The sequence below is a fragment of the Bacillus sp. A01H genome (assembly GCF_045277205.1).
Lineage (GTDB): Bacteria > Bacillota > Bacilli > Bacillales > Bacillaceae_G > Bacillus_A > Bacillus_A paranthracis.
Genome location: NZ_CP117702.1, coordinates 349,174 through 364,905 on the forward strand (window position 1 = coordinate 349,174; position 15,732 = coordinate 364,905).

General features: G+C 35.7%; 17 protein-coding genes and 1 riboswitch. Of the genes, 12 read left to right on the plus strand and 5 right to left on the minus strand.

Annotation, left to right across the window (positions count from 1 at the left end; all coding sequences use genetic code 11):
• Positions 1-8 precede the first annotated feature (8 nt).
• From PSR14_RS01895 to PSR14_RS01910, 4 genes are all read left to right on the plus strand, one after another.
• Positions 9-1,202 (plus strand): CamS family sex pheromone protein, encoded by a 1,194-nt coding sequence (locus tag PSR14_RS01895; protein ID WP_000717043.1) that lies wholly within the window; start codon positions 9-11, stop codon positions 1,200-1,202.
• Between the two features lie 95 nt (positions 1,203-1,297).
• Positions 1,298-2,068 carry a TSUP family transporter gene (locus tag PSR14_RS01900; protein WP_000343966.1) on the plus strand — a complete coding sequence of 257 codons (771 nt, stop codon included), beginning with the start codon at positions 1,298-1,300 and terminating at the stop codon, positions 2,066-2,068.
• Positions 2,069-2,221: 153 nt separating this feature from the next.
• Positions 2,222-3,769 (plus strand): L-glutamate gamma-semialdehyde dehydrogenase, encoded by a 1,548-nt coding sequence (gene pruA, locus PSR14_RS01905; protein ID WP_000259550.1) that lies wholly within the window; start codon positions 2,222-2,224, stop codon positions 3,767-3,769.
• Positions 3,770-3,945: 176 nt separating this feature from the next.
• Positions 3,946-4,104, plus strand: a complete 159-nt coding sequence (locus PSR14_RS01910) for a hypothetical protein (protein WP_001045034.1) — start codon at positions 3,946-3,948, stop codon at positions 4,102-4,104.
• Between the two features lie 222 nt (positions 4,105-4,326).
• Here PSR14_RS01910 and PSR14_RS01915 read toward each other — a convergent pair whose 3' ends face one another.
• Positions 4,327-4,890 carry a cysteine hydrolase family protein gene (locus tag PSR14_RS01915; protein ID WP_000844901.1) on the minus strand — a complete coding sequence of 188 codons (564 nt, stop codon included), beginning with the start codon at positions 4,888-4,890 and terminating at the stop codon, positions 4,327-4,329.
• 242 nt (positions 4,891-5,132) lie between these two features.
• Positions 5,133-5,238, plus strand: a riboswitch (SAM riboswitch).
• Positions 5,239-5,361: 123 nt separating this feature from the next.
• On the opposite strand from PSR14_RS01915, the gene PSR14_RS01920 reads away from it, so the two are divergent.
• Genes PSR14_RS01920 through PSR14_RS01930 form a run of 3 tightly spaced genes read left to right on the plus strand, consistent with a single transcriptional unit; the run spans position 5,362 to position 7,912 of the window.
• Positions 5,362-6,381, plus strand: coding sequence for a methionine ABC transporter ATP-binding protein (locus PSR14_RS01920; RefSeq protein ID WP_000622978.1), 1,020 nt, complete (start codon positions 5,362-5,364; stop codon positions 6,379-6,381).
• Positions 6,371-7,036 (plus strand): methionine ABC transporter permease, encoded by a 666-nt coding sequence (locus PSR14_RS01925; RefSeq protein WP_001261859.1) that lies wholly within the window; start codon positions 6,371-6,373, stop codon positions 7,034-7,036. Before PSR14_RS01920 ends, PSR14_RS01925 begins: the two co-directional genes overlap by 11 nt.
• Positions 7,037-7,057: 21 nt before the next feature.
• Complete coding sequence (locus PSR14_RS01930; RefSeq protein ID WP_000721603.1) at positions 7,058-7,912, plus strand: MetQ/NlpA family ABC transporter substrate-binding protein; 855 nt, start codon at positions 7,058-7,060, stop codon at positions 7,910-7,912.
• Positions 7,913-8,082: 170 nt separating this feature from the next.
• Here the strand turns inward: PSR14_RS01930 and PSR14_RS01935 are convergent, their stop codons facing one another.
• The 4 genes from PSR14_RS01935 to PSR14_RS01950 form a co-directional block, all read right to left on the minus strand.
• The gene (locus PSR14_RS01935) at positions 8,083-8,553 is read right to left on the minus strand and encodes an HXXEE domain-containing protein (RefSeq protein WP_002163768.1); all 471 of its coding nucleotides are present in this window, start codon (positions 8,551-8,553) and stop codon (positions 8,083-8,085) included.
• Between the two features lie 58 nt (positions 8,554-8,611).
• Positions 8,612-8,803 (minus strand): DUF3926 domain-containing protein, encoded by a 192-nt coding sequence (locus PSR14_RS01940; RefSeq protein ID WP_000544090.1) that lies wholly within the window; start codon positions 8,801-8,803, stop codon positions 8,612-8,614.
• A complete protein-coding gene (locus PSR14_RS01945) occupies positions 8,796-9,977 on the minus strand; it encodes an ArsA family ATPase (RefSeq protein WP_098487271.1) in 1,182 nt (393 codons plus the stop codon). Before PSR14_RS01945 ends, PSR14_RS01940 begins: the two co-directional genes overlap by 8 nt.
• Before the next feature lie 76 nt (positions 9,978-10,053).
• Entirely contained in the window at positions 10,054-10,536 is a 483-nt protein-coding gene (locus tag PSR14_RS01950; protein ID WP_000942473.1) for a MarR family winged helix-turn-helix transcriptional regulator, read from the minus strand.
• 231 nt (positions 10,537-10,767) lie between these two features.
• Here PSR14_RS01950 and PSR14_RS01955 point away from each other — a divergent pair, with 231 nt between their 5' ends.
• The 5 genes from PSR14_RS01955 (at position 10,768) to PSR14_RS01975 (ending at position 15,726) form a co-directional block, all read left to right on the plus strand.
• A complete protein-coding gene (locus tag PSR14_RS01955) occupies positions 10,768-11,004 on the plus strand; it encodes a YiaA/YiaB family inner membrane protein (RefSeq protein WP_001254393.1) in 237 nt (78 codons plus the stop codon).
• 141 nt (positions 11,005-11,145) lie between these two features.
• The gene (gene gatC, locus PSR14_RS01960; RefSeq protein ID WP_000087000.1) at positions 11,146-11,436 is read left to right on the plus strand and encodes an Asp-tRNA(Asn)/Glu-tRNA(Gln) amidotransferase subunit GatC; all 291 of its coding nucleotides are present in this window, start codon (positions 11,146-11,148) and stop codon (positions 11,434-11,436) included.
• Positions 11,437-11,451: 15 nt separating this feature from the next.
• Positions 11,452-12,909: an Asp-tRNA(Asn)/Glu-tRNA(Gln) amidotransferase subunit GatA gene (gatA, locus tag PSR14_RS01965; protein ID WP_000051445.1), complete on the plus strand. Its 1,458-nt coding sequence runs from the start codon at positions 11,452-11,454 to the stop codon at positions 12,907-12,909.
• Positions 12,910-12,923: 14 nt separating this feature from the next.
• Positions 12,924-14,351, plus strand: coding sequence for an Asp-tRNA(Asn)/Glu-tRNA(Gln) amidotransferase subunit GatB (gene gatB, locus PSR14_RS01970; protein ID WP_001047674.1), 1,428 nt, complete (start codon positions 12,924-12,926; stop codon positions 14,349-14,351).
• Between the two features lie 469 nt (positions 14,352-14,820).
• Positions 14,821-15,726 (plus strand): diacylglycerol kinase, encoded by a 906-nt coding sequence (locus PSR14_RS01975; protein ID WP_000977677.1) that lies wholly within the window; start codon positions 14,821-14,823, stop codon positions 15,724-15,726.
• Positions 15,727-15,732 lie beyond the last annotated feature (6 nt).

The window sequence follows — 15,732 nt, forward strand, 5'->3', positions numbered from 1 at the left end:
AACTTACCATGAAAAAAATAGCATTAGCGGTATTAAGCCTTGGCCTACTTGTAAGTGGGTGTAGTGCAGGTGCCGATAAAGATGAAAAAGTGGTTGAGAAATCGGGGAAAGCAAAAGAGCAAGCAATCGTCCCGAATTACTCTATTTCGGATGAATATTATAAGACGACTATTCCATTTGTGGGAGGAAACGCACGTGGCTTAGTTGTGCAAGGAGTAAGTAATCGTCTTGATATAGATGAATTTGAAACAGGATTAATGCGTATTGCGAAAGAATCATTTAGTACGAAAGATAATGTTTTCAAAGGTGGAAAATCCCTAACTACTCAGTATATACAGATGCTTGTTAAAAGAAAACGTACAGATGCAGAACAAAAGGAACTAGAAGATACATTAAAAAAAGATGCGGTTAAATTCCCGAACATAGGGTTAAATCCTGCATTAGGTACAGGATCCGAATCATTAGAAGTGAAAAATAAAAAAAATCCAATATATATTTCAAATATTTTAGAGCATGATTATTATGTGAACAAAGGCGAAAAAGATGAGCGTAGTGGCATTGTAGTTGGATTAGCAATGAATTCGGTTCATTATTATGAGGAAGAGCATGGGTACCCGCGTGAGGCTGCAATTTCGAATGAAAAGATGTTAGCTGAAGGGAAAAAAATGGTGCCAGAAATCTTGAAAGTTATGCATCAACAAGATCCTGAGACAAAAAACCTTCCGATAACATTTGCAATTTATCGTCAGGCTCCGAAGTCTTCGCTCGTGCCAGGTAACTTTGTTTCTTATGCGAATGTCGAAAAAGGTAGTGAAACGGTTGAGGATTGGAAACAAATTAATGAGAAATATTATTTGTTCCCATCTGAACAAGCGAAAACAGATAATAAACGTGAAGACTTGGCGAGAGTATCAAACTTCAAGGCAAAATTAAGCGATTATTTCCAAGGTGACTATACAGCTGTTATCGGTACTGGTATGTATAGAGACGATGAATTAAGAGAAATAAAGCTTGATATTCCTGTCCAGTTTAATGGGAAAGCAGAAATAATTGGCTTTACACAATATGTAGCCGGGCTTGTTATGGAATACTTCCCGAATTATATGAAAGTACAAGTAACGATTAAATCTGTAGAACGTCCAGAAGCGATTATTATACGTGAGGCGAAGCAAGATGAGCCGTATGTGAAAATTTTAGATTAAATAGAAGGGCCGTTCCTTTATGGAACGGCTTTTTTTCTTGGGTAATTTTGTTATAATTTAAAATGTTATAAATAATGGGGTAAGGGGTAAAGCGCATGGACGAATTAAGTTTTCAAGTCATTATTTTATTAATCGCATTCGGTTTTTTAGCAGCTTTTATTGATTCAGTTGTTGGCGGTGGAGGGTTAATTTCGCTTCCGGCACTTATGTTTGTTGGTTTACCGCCAGCTTCGGCAATTGCAACGAATAAATTAGCTGCAACGATGGGGACGTTTACGAGTGCGATTTACTTTATTCGATCGGGAAAGGTCGATTTTAAAATTGTAGGAAAGTTAATCCCATTAACTGTTATAGGAGCAGTAGCAGGTGCTTTAGTAGTAAAGTTTATTCCTCCAGATATTTTACGTCCGTTAGTGCTTGTAATGTTGGTATTTATTGCTATTTATATTATTGCGAAAAAGGATTGGGGAAGTGTGTCTACCTATAAGAAGATGACGAAAAGAAAAACATTAATATTTTTCTTTGTTATTTTAATGATAGGGTTTTACGATGGATTTTTTGGACCAGGGACGGGATCCTTTTTAATTTTTGCATTTTTATTAATTGGTTTGGATTTTATTCAAGCGGCAGCATCTGGAAAACTTTTGAACTTTGTTAGTAATATCGTATCGTTAATCACTTTTTTATTTTTAGACGTAATTCATTTTGAATACGGTATTATTATGGGGTTATCGATGATTTTTGGCGCTTATTTTGGATCGAAGTTTGCAGTTCAAAAAGGTGTTGGATATGTAAGGACTTTATTTTTGTTAGTAACTATTTTATTGATTAGCAAAAACGTTTTGGAATATACTCATATTTTGTAGAGTTATACATTTGTATAACTCTGTTTTTTTATTATATTTTAAAAATTAATTAATTTTTAAAATATAAGTCTAGGAATATTTGAATAAATCTAAATTATCGTGTAGAATAATGTTGTAAAATGTAAACGTTTTTCTAAGGGGAGGCTAAAAATAATGGTAGTAGCATACAAACATGAGCCATTTACAGATTTTTCAGTGGAGGCTAACAAATTAGCGTTTGAAGAAGGTTTAAAGAAAGTAGAATCTTATCTTGGGCAAGACTATCCATTAATTATTGGGGGAGAAAAAATCACTACAGAAGACAAAATTGTTTCTGTAAACCCTGCAAATAAAGAGGAACTTGTTGGTCGTGTTTCAAAAGCAAGCCGTGAGTTAGCTGAAAAAGCAATGCAAGTAGCGGATGAAACATTCCAAACTTGGAGAAAATCAAAGCCAGAAATGCGTGCAGACATTTTATTCCGTGCTGCAGCGATCGTTCGTCGTAGAAAACATGAATTCTCTGCTATTCTTGTAAAAGAAGCAGGTAAACCATGGAATGAGGCAGATGCTGATACAGCAGAAGCAATCGACTTTATGGAATATTATGGTCGTCAAATGTTGAAATTAAAAGACGGAATTCCAGTAGAAAGCCGTCCAATTGAATATAATCGTTTCTCTTACATTCCATTAGGAGTAGGTGTTATCATTTCTCCTTGGAATTTCCCATTCGCAATTATGGCAGGTATGACAACAGCTGCTTTAGTTTCTGGTAACACAGTATTACTAAAACCAGCTAGTACAACTCCTGTAGTAGCAGCGAAATTCATGGAAGTATTAGAAGAAGCTGGCTTACCAGCTGGCGTAGTAAACTTCGTACCAGGTAATGGTTCTGAAGTTGGTGACTACTTAGTAGATCACCCTCGTACACGTTTCATTAGCTTCACTGGATCTCGTGATGTAGGTATCCGTATTTATGAGCGCGCGGCGAAAGTAAACCCAGGCCAAATTTGGTTAAAACGCGTTATCGCTGAAATGGGCGGTAAAGATACAATCGTTGTTGATAAAGAAGCAGATCTTGAATTAGCAGCTAAATCTATCGTTGCATCAGCATTCGGATTCTCAGGACAAAAATGTTCTGCATGTTCTCGTGCAGTAATCCACGAAGATGTATACGATCACGTATTAAATCGTGCTGTTGAATTAACGAAAGAATTAACAGTTGCTAACCCAGCTGTATTAGGTACAAACATGGGTCCTGTTAATGACCAAGCTGCATTTGATAAAGTAATGAGCTATGTTGCAATTGGTAAAGAAGAAGGTAGAATTTTAGCAGGTGGCGAAGGAGACGATTCTAAAGGCTGGTTCATCCAACCAACAATCGTTGCTGACGTTGCAGAAGATGCTCGCTTAATGAAAGAAGAAATCTTCGGACCAGTAGTAGCATTCTGTAAAGCAAAAGACTTTGACCATGCACTTGCAATTGCAAACAATACAGAATACGGTTTAACAGGAGCAGTTATCTCTAACAACCGTGACCATATTGAAAAAGCACGTGAAGACTTCCATGTAGGTAACTTATACTTCAACCGTGGATGTACTGGTGCAATCGTAGGATACCAACCATTCGGTGGCTTTAACATGTCTGGTACAGACTCTAAAGCTGGTGGCCCTGACTACTTAGCGCTTCACATGCAAGCAAAAACTACTTCTGAAACTTTATAAGAAATAGTAGAAGAGATCTTCGCAGTCTGCGAAGATCTCTTTTTTTTGAAAAACTTTCTATATGTGGAGTAAGATAGGTGTCAGTAGAAAAACTGATTAAGTATTAAGGTTTATTTCAGTAAAATAAGGTATATTATATTTGTTGAATAGATTCTCTTTAAAGAGAAGAAAAGTAGGTGAACAAAGTGGGAAAATATCAATTGGATTACAAAGGTCAGGTAGCTGTCGCAAAGTTCCATGAAAAACAGACGCCTGTCAAATTTGATAAAAAGCAGCAAATTGAAAAATTGCGTGCGGAGTATTTGAAAAAGAAACAAAAACAAACAGATAAATAATAGGGGAAACTAGTTCGAATTTAAAATGCTATATATTACCATTAGGCAAATAGAACTAGCTAAACCCTATTCATATCGGGATAAACATGTAAATAGAAATAAAACAATGAGAAAAGTTGACTTATTAGTCACATTTTTTTGTATTCATTTTAAGGATTTCCTGTATAATACAATTTGAAAGAAAATCTATGGTTTGACAAGAAACACTCTTTTCGGTTTTGCTCACTGAAGAGAGTGTTTTTTTGTAGCTAAAAACTCCTCTGTACTCATTACATTTGCATATACGCCATTTAAACTAGCTAAAATTGTATTATGAATATAAACAGCGGGTATCGTAGCATTCTTAAAAGAAAGATCTTTTGTCGCACAAGCATCATGTATAACAGTACATTGCAAGCCGAAATCAAAGGCAGCCCTTACGGTAGCATCAATACACATATGAGTCATCATCCCGCATATGACGAGGTGCTCAATATTTAAACGTTGTAATTGCTCTAGAAGATCGGTTTCGCGAAAACTATTTGGATAATGTTTGAGTATAACGGTTTCTTCTTTAAGTGGGCGTACGCTTTCATGAATATGTACACCTTCTGTATTGGGGAGGAAAAAAGTAGCGTCCTCTTTTATTGCTACATGTTGGATATGAAAAATAGGTTCGTTTTTCGTTCTAAAGAATTGTAGTAGCTGACTAGCATATTCGCTTGCTTCTACTGGATTACGCAATTCCATTTTTCCATGTGGAAAATAATCATTTTGAATATCAACGAGTAAAAGAGCTGTTTTCATATATTTACCTTCCTCCAATTTCATATTCAAATAATGGTATTCAATTAGTAGAGAAGATTATCCTTTTAAAAAATATGCAAGAGGAGAATTTTACATAACTTTAAAGATTACTATTTTTTCTTGAATTTTTCATCTGAAAATTTTAATAAAGAAATAATTAATATTTTTCTAAAAAATGTATTGACTCTTATTATTCTGAGTTCTATAATGAGAATTAATTAAACGACAATTAAATCGATACATTCTTATCCAGAGAGGTGGAGGGACTGGCCCTACGATACCTCAGCAACGGGTTTTTTAATACCGTGCTAACTCCAGCAAGCCTATGAAAGGCTTGGAAGATGAGAAGATGTGACCGAGTACATATAAGTGCTCTCCTTCTTATCTTTATGGTTGATAAGAAGGAGAGCACTTTTTATTTTACCTCGAGAGCTCTGCTTCAAGTTTTCACAGCATATAGGAGGGGAAAAAATGATTTCTTTTAACAATGTAAGTAAAGTATATGAATCAGGTGGGCAATCTGTTCATGCGGTGGAGGATGTAACGTTATCAGTTGAGAAAGGCGAAATTTTTGGCATTATCGGTTTTAGTGGCGCTGGAAAGAGTACATTATTACGCCTAGTAAACATGTTAGAGAGACCAACGGCAGGAACGATTTCAATAGATGATAAAGATATTACATCATTATCGACGAAAGAATTACGGAAGCTAAGACAAAGAATCGGGATGATTTTTCAAAACTTTAATTTATTTAATTCAAGAACAGTGTTTGGGAATATTGCTTATCCATTAAAGTTAGCAAAAGTACCAAAGAATGAAATAAAAGAAAGAGTAAATGAATTGCTGAAGTTTGTAGGGTTAGAAGATAAAGCAAACAATTACCCAGAGCAGCTATCAGGTGGACAAAAGCAGCGTGTAGGTATCGCTAGAGCACTTGCAACATCACCAGATATTCTTATATGTGATGAGGCAACATCAGCTTTAGATCCAGAAACAACGACAGAAATTCTAAACTTATTAAAGAAAGTAAATCGAGAATATAATTTAACAATTCTTCTTATTACACATGAAATGCATGTTGTGAAAGAAATTTGTCACCGTGTAGCTGTAATGGAAAAAGGAAAAGTTATTGAAGAAGGAAAACTGTTTGATGTTTTCACACAACCAAAAACAACGACGACTCAAAACTTTGTACGTTCTGTTATTAATGATCATTTACCGGAAAGTGTTTTAGCGAAAATTCAAAATGGTGGTCAGATTTATCGCCTAACATTTACTGGTGAGGAAACAGGACAGCCGGTACTATCATATATCGCAAAAAACTATAATGTCGATGTAAATGTACTGTACGGAAATATTATTGAACTTCAAAATGTGCTATTTGGAAATCTTCTTGTAGAATTGCAAGGTGAACAGAGGGAAATTCAAAAAGCATTACAACATCTAAGACTGCAAGTGCAGCTGAAGGAGGTAGAAGCTCATGCGAGTTGATTGGAGTATATTTTGGCCGCGCATATTAGATGCGACGGGGGATACCCTCTTAATGGTAATTGTAACCCTTATATTCGCTACAATTCTTGGTATACCTCTAGGTTTACTTTTATATGTGACGAGAAAAGGAAACTTTTTAGAAAATAAATGGGTCTTTTCTATTCTTAATATTATCATTAATACAATTCGTCCAATTCCATTCATCATATTCTTAGTAGCTTTAAGCCCGCTAACAAGAAGTGTTATCGGAACGACAATTGGAACGGCGGCAGCAATTTTTCCAATGACGTTAGTTGCATCAATTGGTATCGCTAGAATGGTTGAAACAAATCTTGTTTCTGTTCCGAAAGGGGTAATTGAAGCAGCGCAAGCGATGGGTGCTTCACCAATTAGAATTGTTTTTGAAATCCTTGTACCAGAAGCGTTAGCACCATTAATTTTAGGTGTTACATTTATGACAGTTGGTTTAATTGAATTTTCTGCAGTTGCTGGGCTTGTCGGTGGTGGCGGCCTTGGTGATTTAGCAATGACATATGGTTATCAACGTTTTGATACATCAGTTATGTTCGTAACGGTCGTTTTACTTATCATTCTTGTACAGTTAGCTCAAAACTTAGGAAACTACTTTGCGAAAGTCTTTTTACGCAGATCATAAAAGGAAGAGGGGGAAAAGAGAATGAAGAAGATTTTAGCATTTGCATTATCAGCGATTGTAGGGGTTTCAGCATTAAGCGGCTGCTCAAGTGGAGACACAGGGGCAGGAGCGAAAGAAAAAGTAGTTCGCGTCGGTGTAACTGGAACGGATGGAGACGCTTGGGAAATTTTGAAGAGGAAAGCTGAAAAAGAAGGAATTAAAATTAAACTGGTTGAGTTCTCTGATTACACAACGCCAAATAAAGCGTTAGCTGATGGAGATATTGAATTAAATTCATTCCAGCATATTGCATTCTTAGAGCAATTTAAAAAGGAGCATAAGCTAGATATTACAGCTGTTGGTACAACGCAAATTGCACCAATGGGTTTATACTCTGAAAAACATAAGAAAGCAAATGAAATTCCAGATGGTTCAGAAATTGCGATTCCAAATGATCCGACGAACCAAGCACGTGCATTAAAACTTCTTGATGCAGCTGGGTTATTAAAGCTTAAAAAAGACTTTGGTCTATTTGGAGATCCAAGCGGCATTGCTGAAAATCCGAAGAAGTTAAAAATTACACCGGTTATCGCACAGCAAACACCTCGTGTATTAAAAGATGTAGCAGCTTCAGTTATTAATAACGGTGTTGCTGGTCAAGCTGGATTAGATCCAGCGAAGGATCCAATTTTCTTAGAAGATCCAAAGAATGAAAATGCGAAGCCATATATTAATATTTTCGCAGCTCGTACGAAAGATAAAGATGATCCAACACTGAAAAAAGTAATTGAATTATATCATTCAAAAGAAGTAACAGATGCAATTAAGAAAGAAACAAATGATGGTTCAATTTCAGTAGATCTTTCACTTGATGAGCTTGAAAAAATCGTAAAATAATGATTGGGTTTAATGGACTAACAGAAGGAACCCCTCCGCTGTTAGTTCGTTCAACATATAATCTACTTAACAAACAAAACAACCCTAATTCTGTACCTTCCAATTCTGTATAACATAGAATCCAATGTTTGTTAAGTAGAGTAATGGACCAGGAGTTTTCCTGGTCTTTTTTATGAATGAAAGTAGCTAGCGAATAGTAAGGTAATCCAAATTATAATAGGATAAGAAAATAAGCTGAAAGCGAGTGTAATTAAGAATTTATTTTTATGAATTAAGTGTTTTTGGGATAAAAAAAAGAAAATAGAAAAGATGGCAATGAAAACTGCGGATATTACGCCAGGGTTATAAGAACGGTAAATGAAAAACAAAATAATATGTTGAACAGAGTTGAAGAAAATTGCCCCTTGTATAAAAATAATCCAGTATATAGAAGACAAGATGTTTATTTGATATAGAAAGACGATAAGTAAAACAAAGAGAGTCAATATAGAAATCGCAATGGAAAATTGTTGACTAGTTATAAAAGTAATTGAAAATTGATTAGCAAGATATTGTGGCATTTGGAAAGATTCTTCAAGGTTATGAATGAGAAATAACAAGGGAATCTTCCAAAGCATAATAGTGGAATGTTTTTTAAACAACTTACATCACTCCAATATAGAGATAGAAAGCCTAGAAAGGCCCTCTATCCAGAGATATTCATTCAATTATAATACTTTTCAAATTATCTTCACGATGCCCTTGTTCTTTCGGATAAGCAGCTAGCTCCTCTTGTAAAATATTTAGTATTTGCTTAGCTGATTGCTGGATTGGGGCAGGTAACTCTTCTAATATATGCATACCTACTTTTATTTTTGTACGGATGACTTTCCTTAGTAGTTCTTCATGCATGTACGACACCTCCAAAACGAATGTTTAGTACATCATCTTCAAATTTTGCTCCTTGAATAGAAAGGTGTGTTAACGTTTTGGGTAATGTGATGTTTCGTTTAACAGAACCAGCACGAATGATAAGCTCGTCACCTTTTTGATTTAATGCAAGTTCACTTTTGTTAGAGAAGGGAATGGACAGAACGAAAATATACTCATCGCCATCTTTTTTTACATATTGAGTGCGACCGTTAAATTTTACTTCAGTAGGACAATAATCTTTTTTAAATAAAGCATCTCCAACGCGTTCTAACATAGGTAAGCCAACAACTTCTTGTTCAAACATTGGAGCTTCGTAAATAGGAAGTGGATCAAAACTATTTTGAATTAATGTTTTATATTTCTTTTGGGTATCTTTCCAAGCTTGAAAATAAGGATCGATGACAGTGTTAGGGATGACGCGGTTAATCATAATCGCATCTACGTTATAATCGTATAAATTTAAATACGTAAAGCTACGCTGAGCCTCTTTAATAACCATTTTTTCGGGATTTACAACGATGCGGATACTTGTTACGTCTCGGTTTGATAAAATATCTCTCATTTCTCCAAGTTGTTCAAGTGTATTTGTTAATTCGTCCATAATATCATCGGTTGGAAGGGGGACACCAAGAAGTGGTTGCGCTACAGGACGAACAACTTTTAAAACTTTTCTTTTAATAGGGAAGAGTTTTTCCATCCACCAGCCGAGCATGTCTGGAAAACTGAGCATGGCTAATGTTTCTCCTGTTGGGGCACAATCAATGATAATAACATCATATGTGTTTTGTTTATAATAATCGAGTACACGAAGTAAGCTAATTAAATCTTCCATACCAGGAAACATCGTTAACTCTTCTGTTGTAATATCATCAGCTGCTTTGGAAGTGAAGAGTAGTGTAATATATTTCTGTAATTTCCCCCAGCCTTTTTCCATTTCATAAATCGTATTAATTTCTTGTCCCCATAGGTTTTCACGAATTTCTAATGGTTCAGAAGATAGTTTTATACCAAATGAATCTCCTAAACTATGAGCTGGGTCTGTGCTCATTACTAAAGTTTTTAATCCTTGTTTTGCGCTTTGAAGTGCAGTTGCCGCTGAAATGCTAGTTTTTCCTACGCCGCCTTTACCTGTATACAAAATAATTCTCATCATTCATATCCCCTTTGTTTCGAGTATCGAATATTACGAGTGGCGAAATAAACGATTGAATAAAAACCCAGCTAGGGTTTTATTCAATCGGAATGTTTTTCATTTTAGGTGTAGAAACTTTTTCTTCTGTTTTTTGTTGTGATGTAGCAATGTGATTCATAATCTTTTGGAAGATCTGTAGTAAAAATGCTTTTTCTTCTTCCGATAATGCTTCTGTTACTAGGCTAAAGTAATGGGCTGCATTTTGTTTTACTTCTTGAACGAGTATTACGCCGTTTTCTGTTAAACGAATTAATACAATACGTCGGTCATTTTCATCACGGTAGCGTTCAATATATCCCTTTTTTACAAGGCGATTTACAACACCTGTCGTTGTACTCATTGGTATATCAAGAAGATCAGCAATTTTCGTCATTGTAATATCTGTATTTCGTTCCATCCAAAGTAAACAAAATACTTCTGTTTTAGAAAGTGTTAAATCTAGGCTTACCCATTCTTCAGGATAGAAAAGTTTCTTGGCGTTATCTAGCAGTAAGTCTAAAAAATGTTCATATTGCAACAATTAATTCCACTCCCGTATATTTCGAGGTTCGTAATATTTATTTTTATTTTATGTAGAATAGAAATAATTGTCAATGATTTTAATTGTTTTTTCAGATTAGGCAGAAAACTTTCTTTAAAATAGTATTCTTTTATGATAGATTTATAAATATAAAACTAGAATTTACATAAAAATCCATCATGGTAAATATACTTATCTATAATGGATGTACTGCTAACGAGGGGGAGAACGATGAGAAGACGTAATACGCAAGCGTTCACGTTTTTAGCATGGACTTCATTTGTTTGTGCGCTTTCAGGTATGCTAATTGGTATTTATACGCTAGATGAAACGCTTAGTGTAAAAGGATACTATTTAATTGGAACATTATTTTTAACGATGTCTTGTTTTGTATTACAAAAAACAATTCGTGATAATGAAGAAGATAACGAGAGATTTCCGAAAAATAAACCGTTAGATAAAGAGTAAATCGTAAAGAAAGGCGTTTGCCTTTCTTTTTTTATGTAAAAATGGTGTAAGTACCGTGTGTTGACTTGCTTGAAGTACTGAAAATTTGGTATCATCAATAGTATTGTAGATTGAACGATATATTATGGAGGTGGCCTAGCCGTGTCAAGAATTTCCGTTGAGAATGTAAAGCACGTAGCACATTTAGCACGTCTTGCAATTACTGATCAAGAAGCAGAAAAATTTCAAAAACAACTAGATGCAATTGTTACTTTTGCAGAACAGTTAAATGAATTAGATACAACAAACGTAAAACCAACAACTCATGTATTAACTATGAAAAATGTTATGCGTGAAGATGTACCAGAAAAAGGTTTACCAGTAGAAGAAGTATTAAAAAATGCACCGGATCACAAAGATAATCAAATCCGTGTTCCAGCAGTATTAGAATAGAGGAGGGGAATTTCGATGTCATTATTTGATCATTCAGTATCAGAGTTACATAAGAAGTTAAACAACAAAGAAATTTCCGTTACGGATTTAGTAGAAGAATCTTATAAACGTATTGCGGATGTTGAAGATAACGTAAAAGCTTTTCTTACATTAGATGAAGAAAATGCACGCGCGAAAGCGAAAGAATTAGATGCAAAGATTGGTGCTGAAGATAATGGTTTATTATTCGGTATGCCAATCGGTGTAAAAGATAACATTGTAACTAACGGTCTTCGTACAACTTGTGCGAGCAAAATGTTAGCAAACTTCGATCCAATTTATGATGCGACAGTTGTGCAAAAGCTAAAAGCTGCTGACACAATTACAATCGGTAAATTAAATATGGACGAGTTCGCAATGGGTTCTTCAAATGAAAACTCAGGTTTCTACGCTACGAAAAATCCATGGAACTTAGATTACGTTCCAGGCGGATCTAGTGGTGGTTCTGCAGCAGCTGTAGCAGCAGGAGAAGTATTATTCTCTCTAGGTTCTGATACGGGTGGTTCTATCCGTCAACCAGCTGCATATTGCGGCGTTGTAGGTTTAAAACCAACCTACGGACGCGTATCTCGTTACGGATTAGTAGCATTTGCATCTTCACTTGACCAAATCGGACCGATTACACGTACAGTAGAAGACAATGCATACTTATTACAAGCTATTTCAGGTCTTGACCGTATGGATGCAACTTCTGCTAACGTTGAAGTAGGAAACTACTTAGCTGGTTTAACAGGCGACGTTAAAGGTTTACGCATTGCTGTACCGAAAGAATACTTAGGAGAAGGTGTTGGCGAAGAAGCTCGTGAGTCAGTACTAGCTGCTTTAAAAGTATTAGAAGGTATGGGCGCAACTTGGGAGGAAGTGTCTCTTCCACACTCTAAATACGCTCTAGCAACGTATTACTTATTATCTTCTTCTGAAGCATCAGCTAACCTTTCACGCTTTGATGGCGTACGTTATGGTGTTCGTTCTGATAATGTGAATAACTTAATGGATCTTTACAAAAACACACGTAGCGAAGGCTTCGGTGATGAAGTAAAACGTCGTATTATGCTTGGTACATTTGCTCTTAGCTCTGGTTACTATGATGCATATTACAAAAAAGCACAACAAGTACGTACATTAATTAAAAACGACTTTGAAAATGTATTTGCTAACTACGATGTTATTATTGGACCAACAACGCCAACTCCGGCATTTAAAGTGGGCGAAAAAGTTGATGATCCAATGACAATGTATGCAAATGACATTTTAACAATCCCAGTAAACTTAGCAGGCGTTCCAGCGATTTCTGTTCCATGTGGATTCGGTGCTAACAACATGCCACTTGGTTTACAAATTATTGGTAAACACTTCGATGAAGCGACAATTTACCGCGTTGCACATGCGTTTGAGCAAGCAACAGACCATCATACAAAAAAAGCAAGTCTGTAAGGAGGCGAGCATAGATGAATTTAGAAACAATTATTGGTTTAGAGGTTCACGTTGAGTTAAAAACAAATTCGAAAATTTTCTCTGCGAGTCCAACAGAATTCGGAGCGGAACCAAATACACAAACAAGTGTAATTGACTTAGGATACCCAGGAGTACTTCCTACTTTAAATAAAGAAGCAGTTAACTTTGCAATGAAAGCTGCAATGGCATTAAACTGTGAAATCGCAACAGAAACAAAGTTTGACCGTAAAAACTATTTCTATCCAGATAATCCGAAAGCTTACCAAATCTCTCAGTTTGATAAGCCAATTGGTGAAAATGGTTGGATTGAAATCGAAGTAGACGGTAAAAAGAAACGTATCGGTATTACACGTCTTCATTTAGAAGAAGATGCTGGTAAATCAACGCATACAGCTGACGGCTCATTAGTAGACTACAACCGTCAAGGTATGCCTTTAATTGAGATCGTATCTGAGCCAGATATGCGTACGCCAGAAGAAGCATATGCATACTTAGAGAAGTTAAAATCAATCATTCAATACACTGGCGTATCTGATTGTAAGATGGAAGAAGGTTCCTTGCGTTGTGATGCGAACATTTCCCTTCGTCCAGTTGGACAAGAGAAGTTCGGTACAAAAGCGGAACTGAAAAACTTAAACTCTTTCACTTACGTACAAAAAGGTCTTGAGTTTGAGCAAGCTCGCCAAGAAAAAGAATTATTATCTGGTGGTATCATCCAACAAGAAACACGTCGTTATGATGAAGCAACGAAGAAAACAATCTTAATGCGTGTGAAAGAAGGATCTGATGATTACCGTTACTTCCCAGAGCCGGACTTAGTTGAACTTTACATCGACGATGAGTGGAAAGAAGCAGTTCGTGCTTCTATTCCAGAACTTCCAGATGCACGTAAAGCTCGCTATGTTGCAGAATTAGGCTTACCAGCTTATGATGCACACGTATTAACATTAACGAAAGAAATGTCTGATTTCTTTGAAGCAACTGTTGCAGACGGTGCTGATGCGAAATTAACATCAAACTGGTTAATGGGTGAAGTACTTGCATACCTAAACAAACAACAAAAAGAATTAAAAGACGTTGCATTAACGCCTGCTGGTTTATCTAAAATGGTTCAATTAATTGAAAAAGGTACAATTTCTTCTAAAATTGCGAAGAAAGTATTTAACGAATTAATTGAAAAAGGTGGAGACCCAGAAGAAATCGTTAAAGCGAAAGGCCTTGTTCAAATTTCTGACGAGGGTACACTTCGTAAAGTTGTAACAGAAATTCTTGATAATAATGAGCAATCTATCGAAGACTTTAAAAACGGTAAAGACCGTGCAATTGGCTTCTTAGTTGGTCAAATTATGAAAGCTACAAAAGGGCAAGCAAATCCACCGCTTGTTAACAAAATCTTACTTGAAGAGATTAATAAGCGATAATAGTAGTAACTTTTAAAGATTAAGCAGAAAAACACCCGTACATGGGTGTTTTTCTAGGTTAATCAAACGTTTGTTTAAATGAGAGAAAATTATTTAAACAAACGTTTGATTAACTGTCAAAAGTGGAAAAATGTTTGTATAGCAACTATGGTATGATAGTTGCAAAAAGGTGGGAATAATGATAAATCTAGAAATAGAGGTTTTTTCATCTCATGAAATAATAGATAATTATTATTCGTTATATGTAAATTGTTGTGAGGAAATAGATGGACATAAATTTTTTGTCAAATAAAACAAAACCATTGAAATGAATATTTACTTTTGATGGGCTACACGAATCGGGTTCTTACTGCCTGTTTGAGCGAGATAAAAGAAGGATAGGAAGATGAGAGGAGGTAGGCACGGGAATACTGAATAGAAGTTCGGTATGTTCTTTTTTGATACATAAAGAAATTTCCTGTGCTAATAAATGATGAAGCGAGCAAGAATTATTTATAATCCTACTTCTGGGCGTGAGCTATTTAAGAAGAGCTTACCAGAAGTATTACAAAAATTAGAACAAGCTGGATATGAAGCATCTTGTCATGCGACAACGGGTCCTGGAGACGCAACTGTGGCGGCGAGGCAAGCTGTAGAGCGTAAATTTGATGTTGTTATTGCGGCTGGTGGTGACGGCACGTTAAATGAAGTCGTAAACGGTCTAGTTGGTCATGAATTCCGTCCGAAATTTGGAATTATTCCAGTTGGAACGACAAATGACTTTGCACGTGCAATCGGTGTACCTCGTTCTATTGAAGAGGCAGCGGATATTATTTGTGAAGGAAAAACTGTGCCATTAGACCTTGGTAGAGCAAACGATACATATTTTATTAACATCGCTGGTGGCGGTCGTATTACAGAATTAACATATGAAGTACCAAGTAAGCTAAAGACTGTATTAGGACAACTTGCTTATTATTTAAAAGGTATCGAAATGCTACCATCACTACATCCAACATACGTTGAAATTGAGTATGATGGAAAATTACTACAAGAAGAAATTACGATGTTTTTAATTACGAATACTCGTTCAGTGGGTGGCTTTGAAAAGGTAGCACCATATGCATCGATTAACGATGGCTTATTTGATTTATTAGTGCTGAAAAAAGGTTCGATTGCCGACTTAATTAAAGCTGCAACACAAGCGCAGCGTGGTGAACATATTAACAATCCAAAAGTACTATACACACAAGCGAACCGAATTAAAGTGCATTCACCAGATAAACTAATGATTAATTTAGATGGTGAATATGGTGGAGATGCACCGATGGAATTCGAAAATATGTATCATTGTCTGGAACTATTTGTTCCTGAACATCAAGAGGATGCCCTGTAAAGGCAT

Excerpts from the sequence above, each read along its gene's own strand:
- PSR14_RS01895 (WP_000717043.1), top strand. The coding sequence starts at position 9 with ATGAAAAAAATAGCATTAGCGGTATTAAGCCTTGGCCTACTTGTAAGT.
- PSR14_RS01900 (WP_000343966.1), top strand. The coding sequence starts at position 1,298 with ATGGACGAATTAAGTTTTCAAGTCATTATTTTATTAATCGCATTCGGT.
- pruA (WP_000259550.1), top strand. The coding sequence starts at position 2,222 with ATGGTAGTAGCATACAAACATGAGCCATTTACAGATTTTTCAGTGGAG.
- PSR14_RS01915 (WP_000844901.1), bottom strand. The coding sequence starts at position 4,890 with ATGAAAACAGCTCTTTTACTCGTTGATATTCAAAATGATTATTTTCCA.
- PSR14_RS01920 (WP_000622978.1), top strand. The coding sequence starts at position 5,362 with ATGATTTCTTTTAACAATGTAAGTAAAGTATATGAATCAGGTGGGCAA.
- PSR14_RS01925 (WP_001261859.1), top strand. The coding sequence starts at position 6,371 with ATGCGAGTTGATTGGAGTATATTTTGGCCGCGCATATTAGATGCGACG.
- PSR14_RS01930 (WP_000721603.1), top strand. The coding sequence starts at position 7,058 with ATGAAGAAGATTTTAGCATTTGCATTATCAGCGATTGTAGGGGTTTCA.
- PSR14_RS01940 (WP_000544090.1), bottom strand. The coding sequence starts at position 8,803 with ATGCATGAAGAACTACTAAGGAAAGTCATCCGTACAAAAATAAAAGTA.
- PSR14_RS01945 (WP_098487271.1), bottom strand. The coding sequence starts at position 9,977 with ATGATGAGAATTATTTTGTATACAGGTAAAGGCGGCGTAGGAAAAACT.
- PSR14_RS01955 (WP_001254393.1), top strand. The coding sequence starts at position 10,768 with ATGAGAAGACGTAATACGCAAGCGTTCACGTTTTTAGCATGGACTTCA.
- gatA (WP_000051445.1), top strand. The coding sequence starts at position 11,452 with ATGTCATTATTTGATCATTCAGTATCAGAGTTACATAAGAAGTTAAAC.
- gatB (WP_001047674.1), top strand. The coding sequence starts at position 12,924 with ATGAATTTAGAAACAATTATTGGTTTAGAGGTTCACGTTGAGTTAAAA.
- PSR14_RS01975 (WP_000977677.1), top strand. The coding sequence starts at position 14,821 with ATGATGAAGCGAGCAAGAATTATTTATAATCCTACTTCTGGGCGTGAG.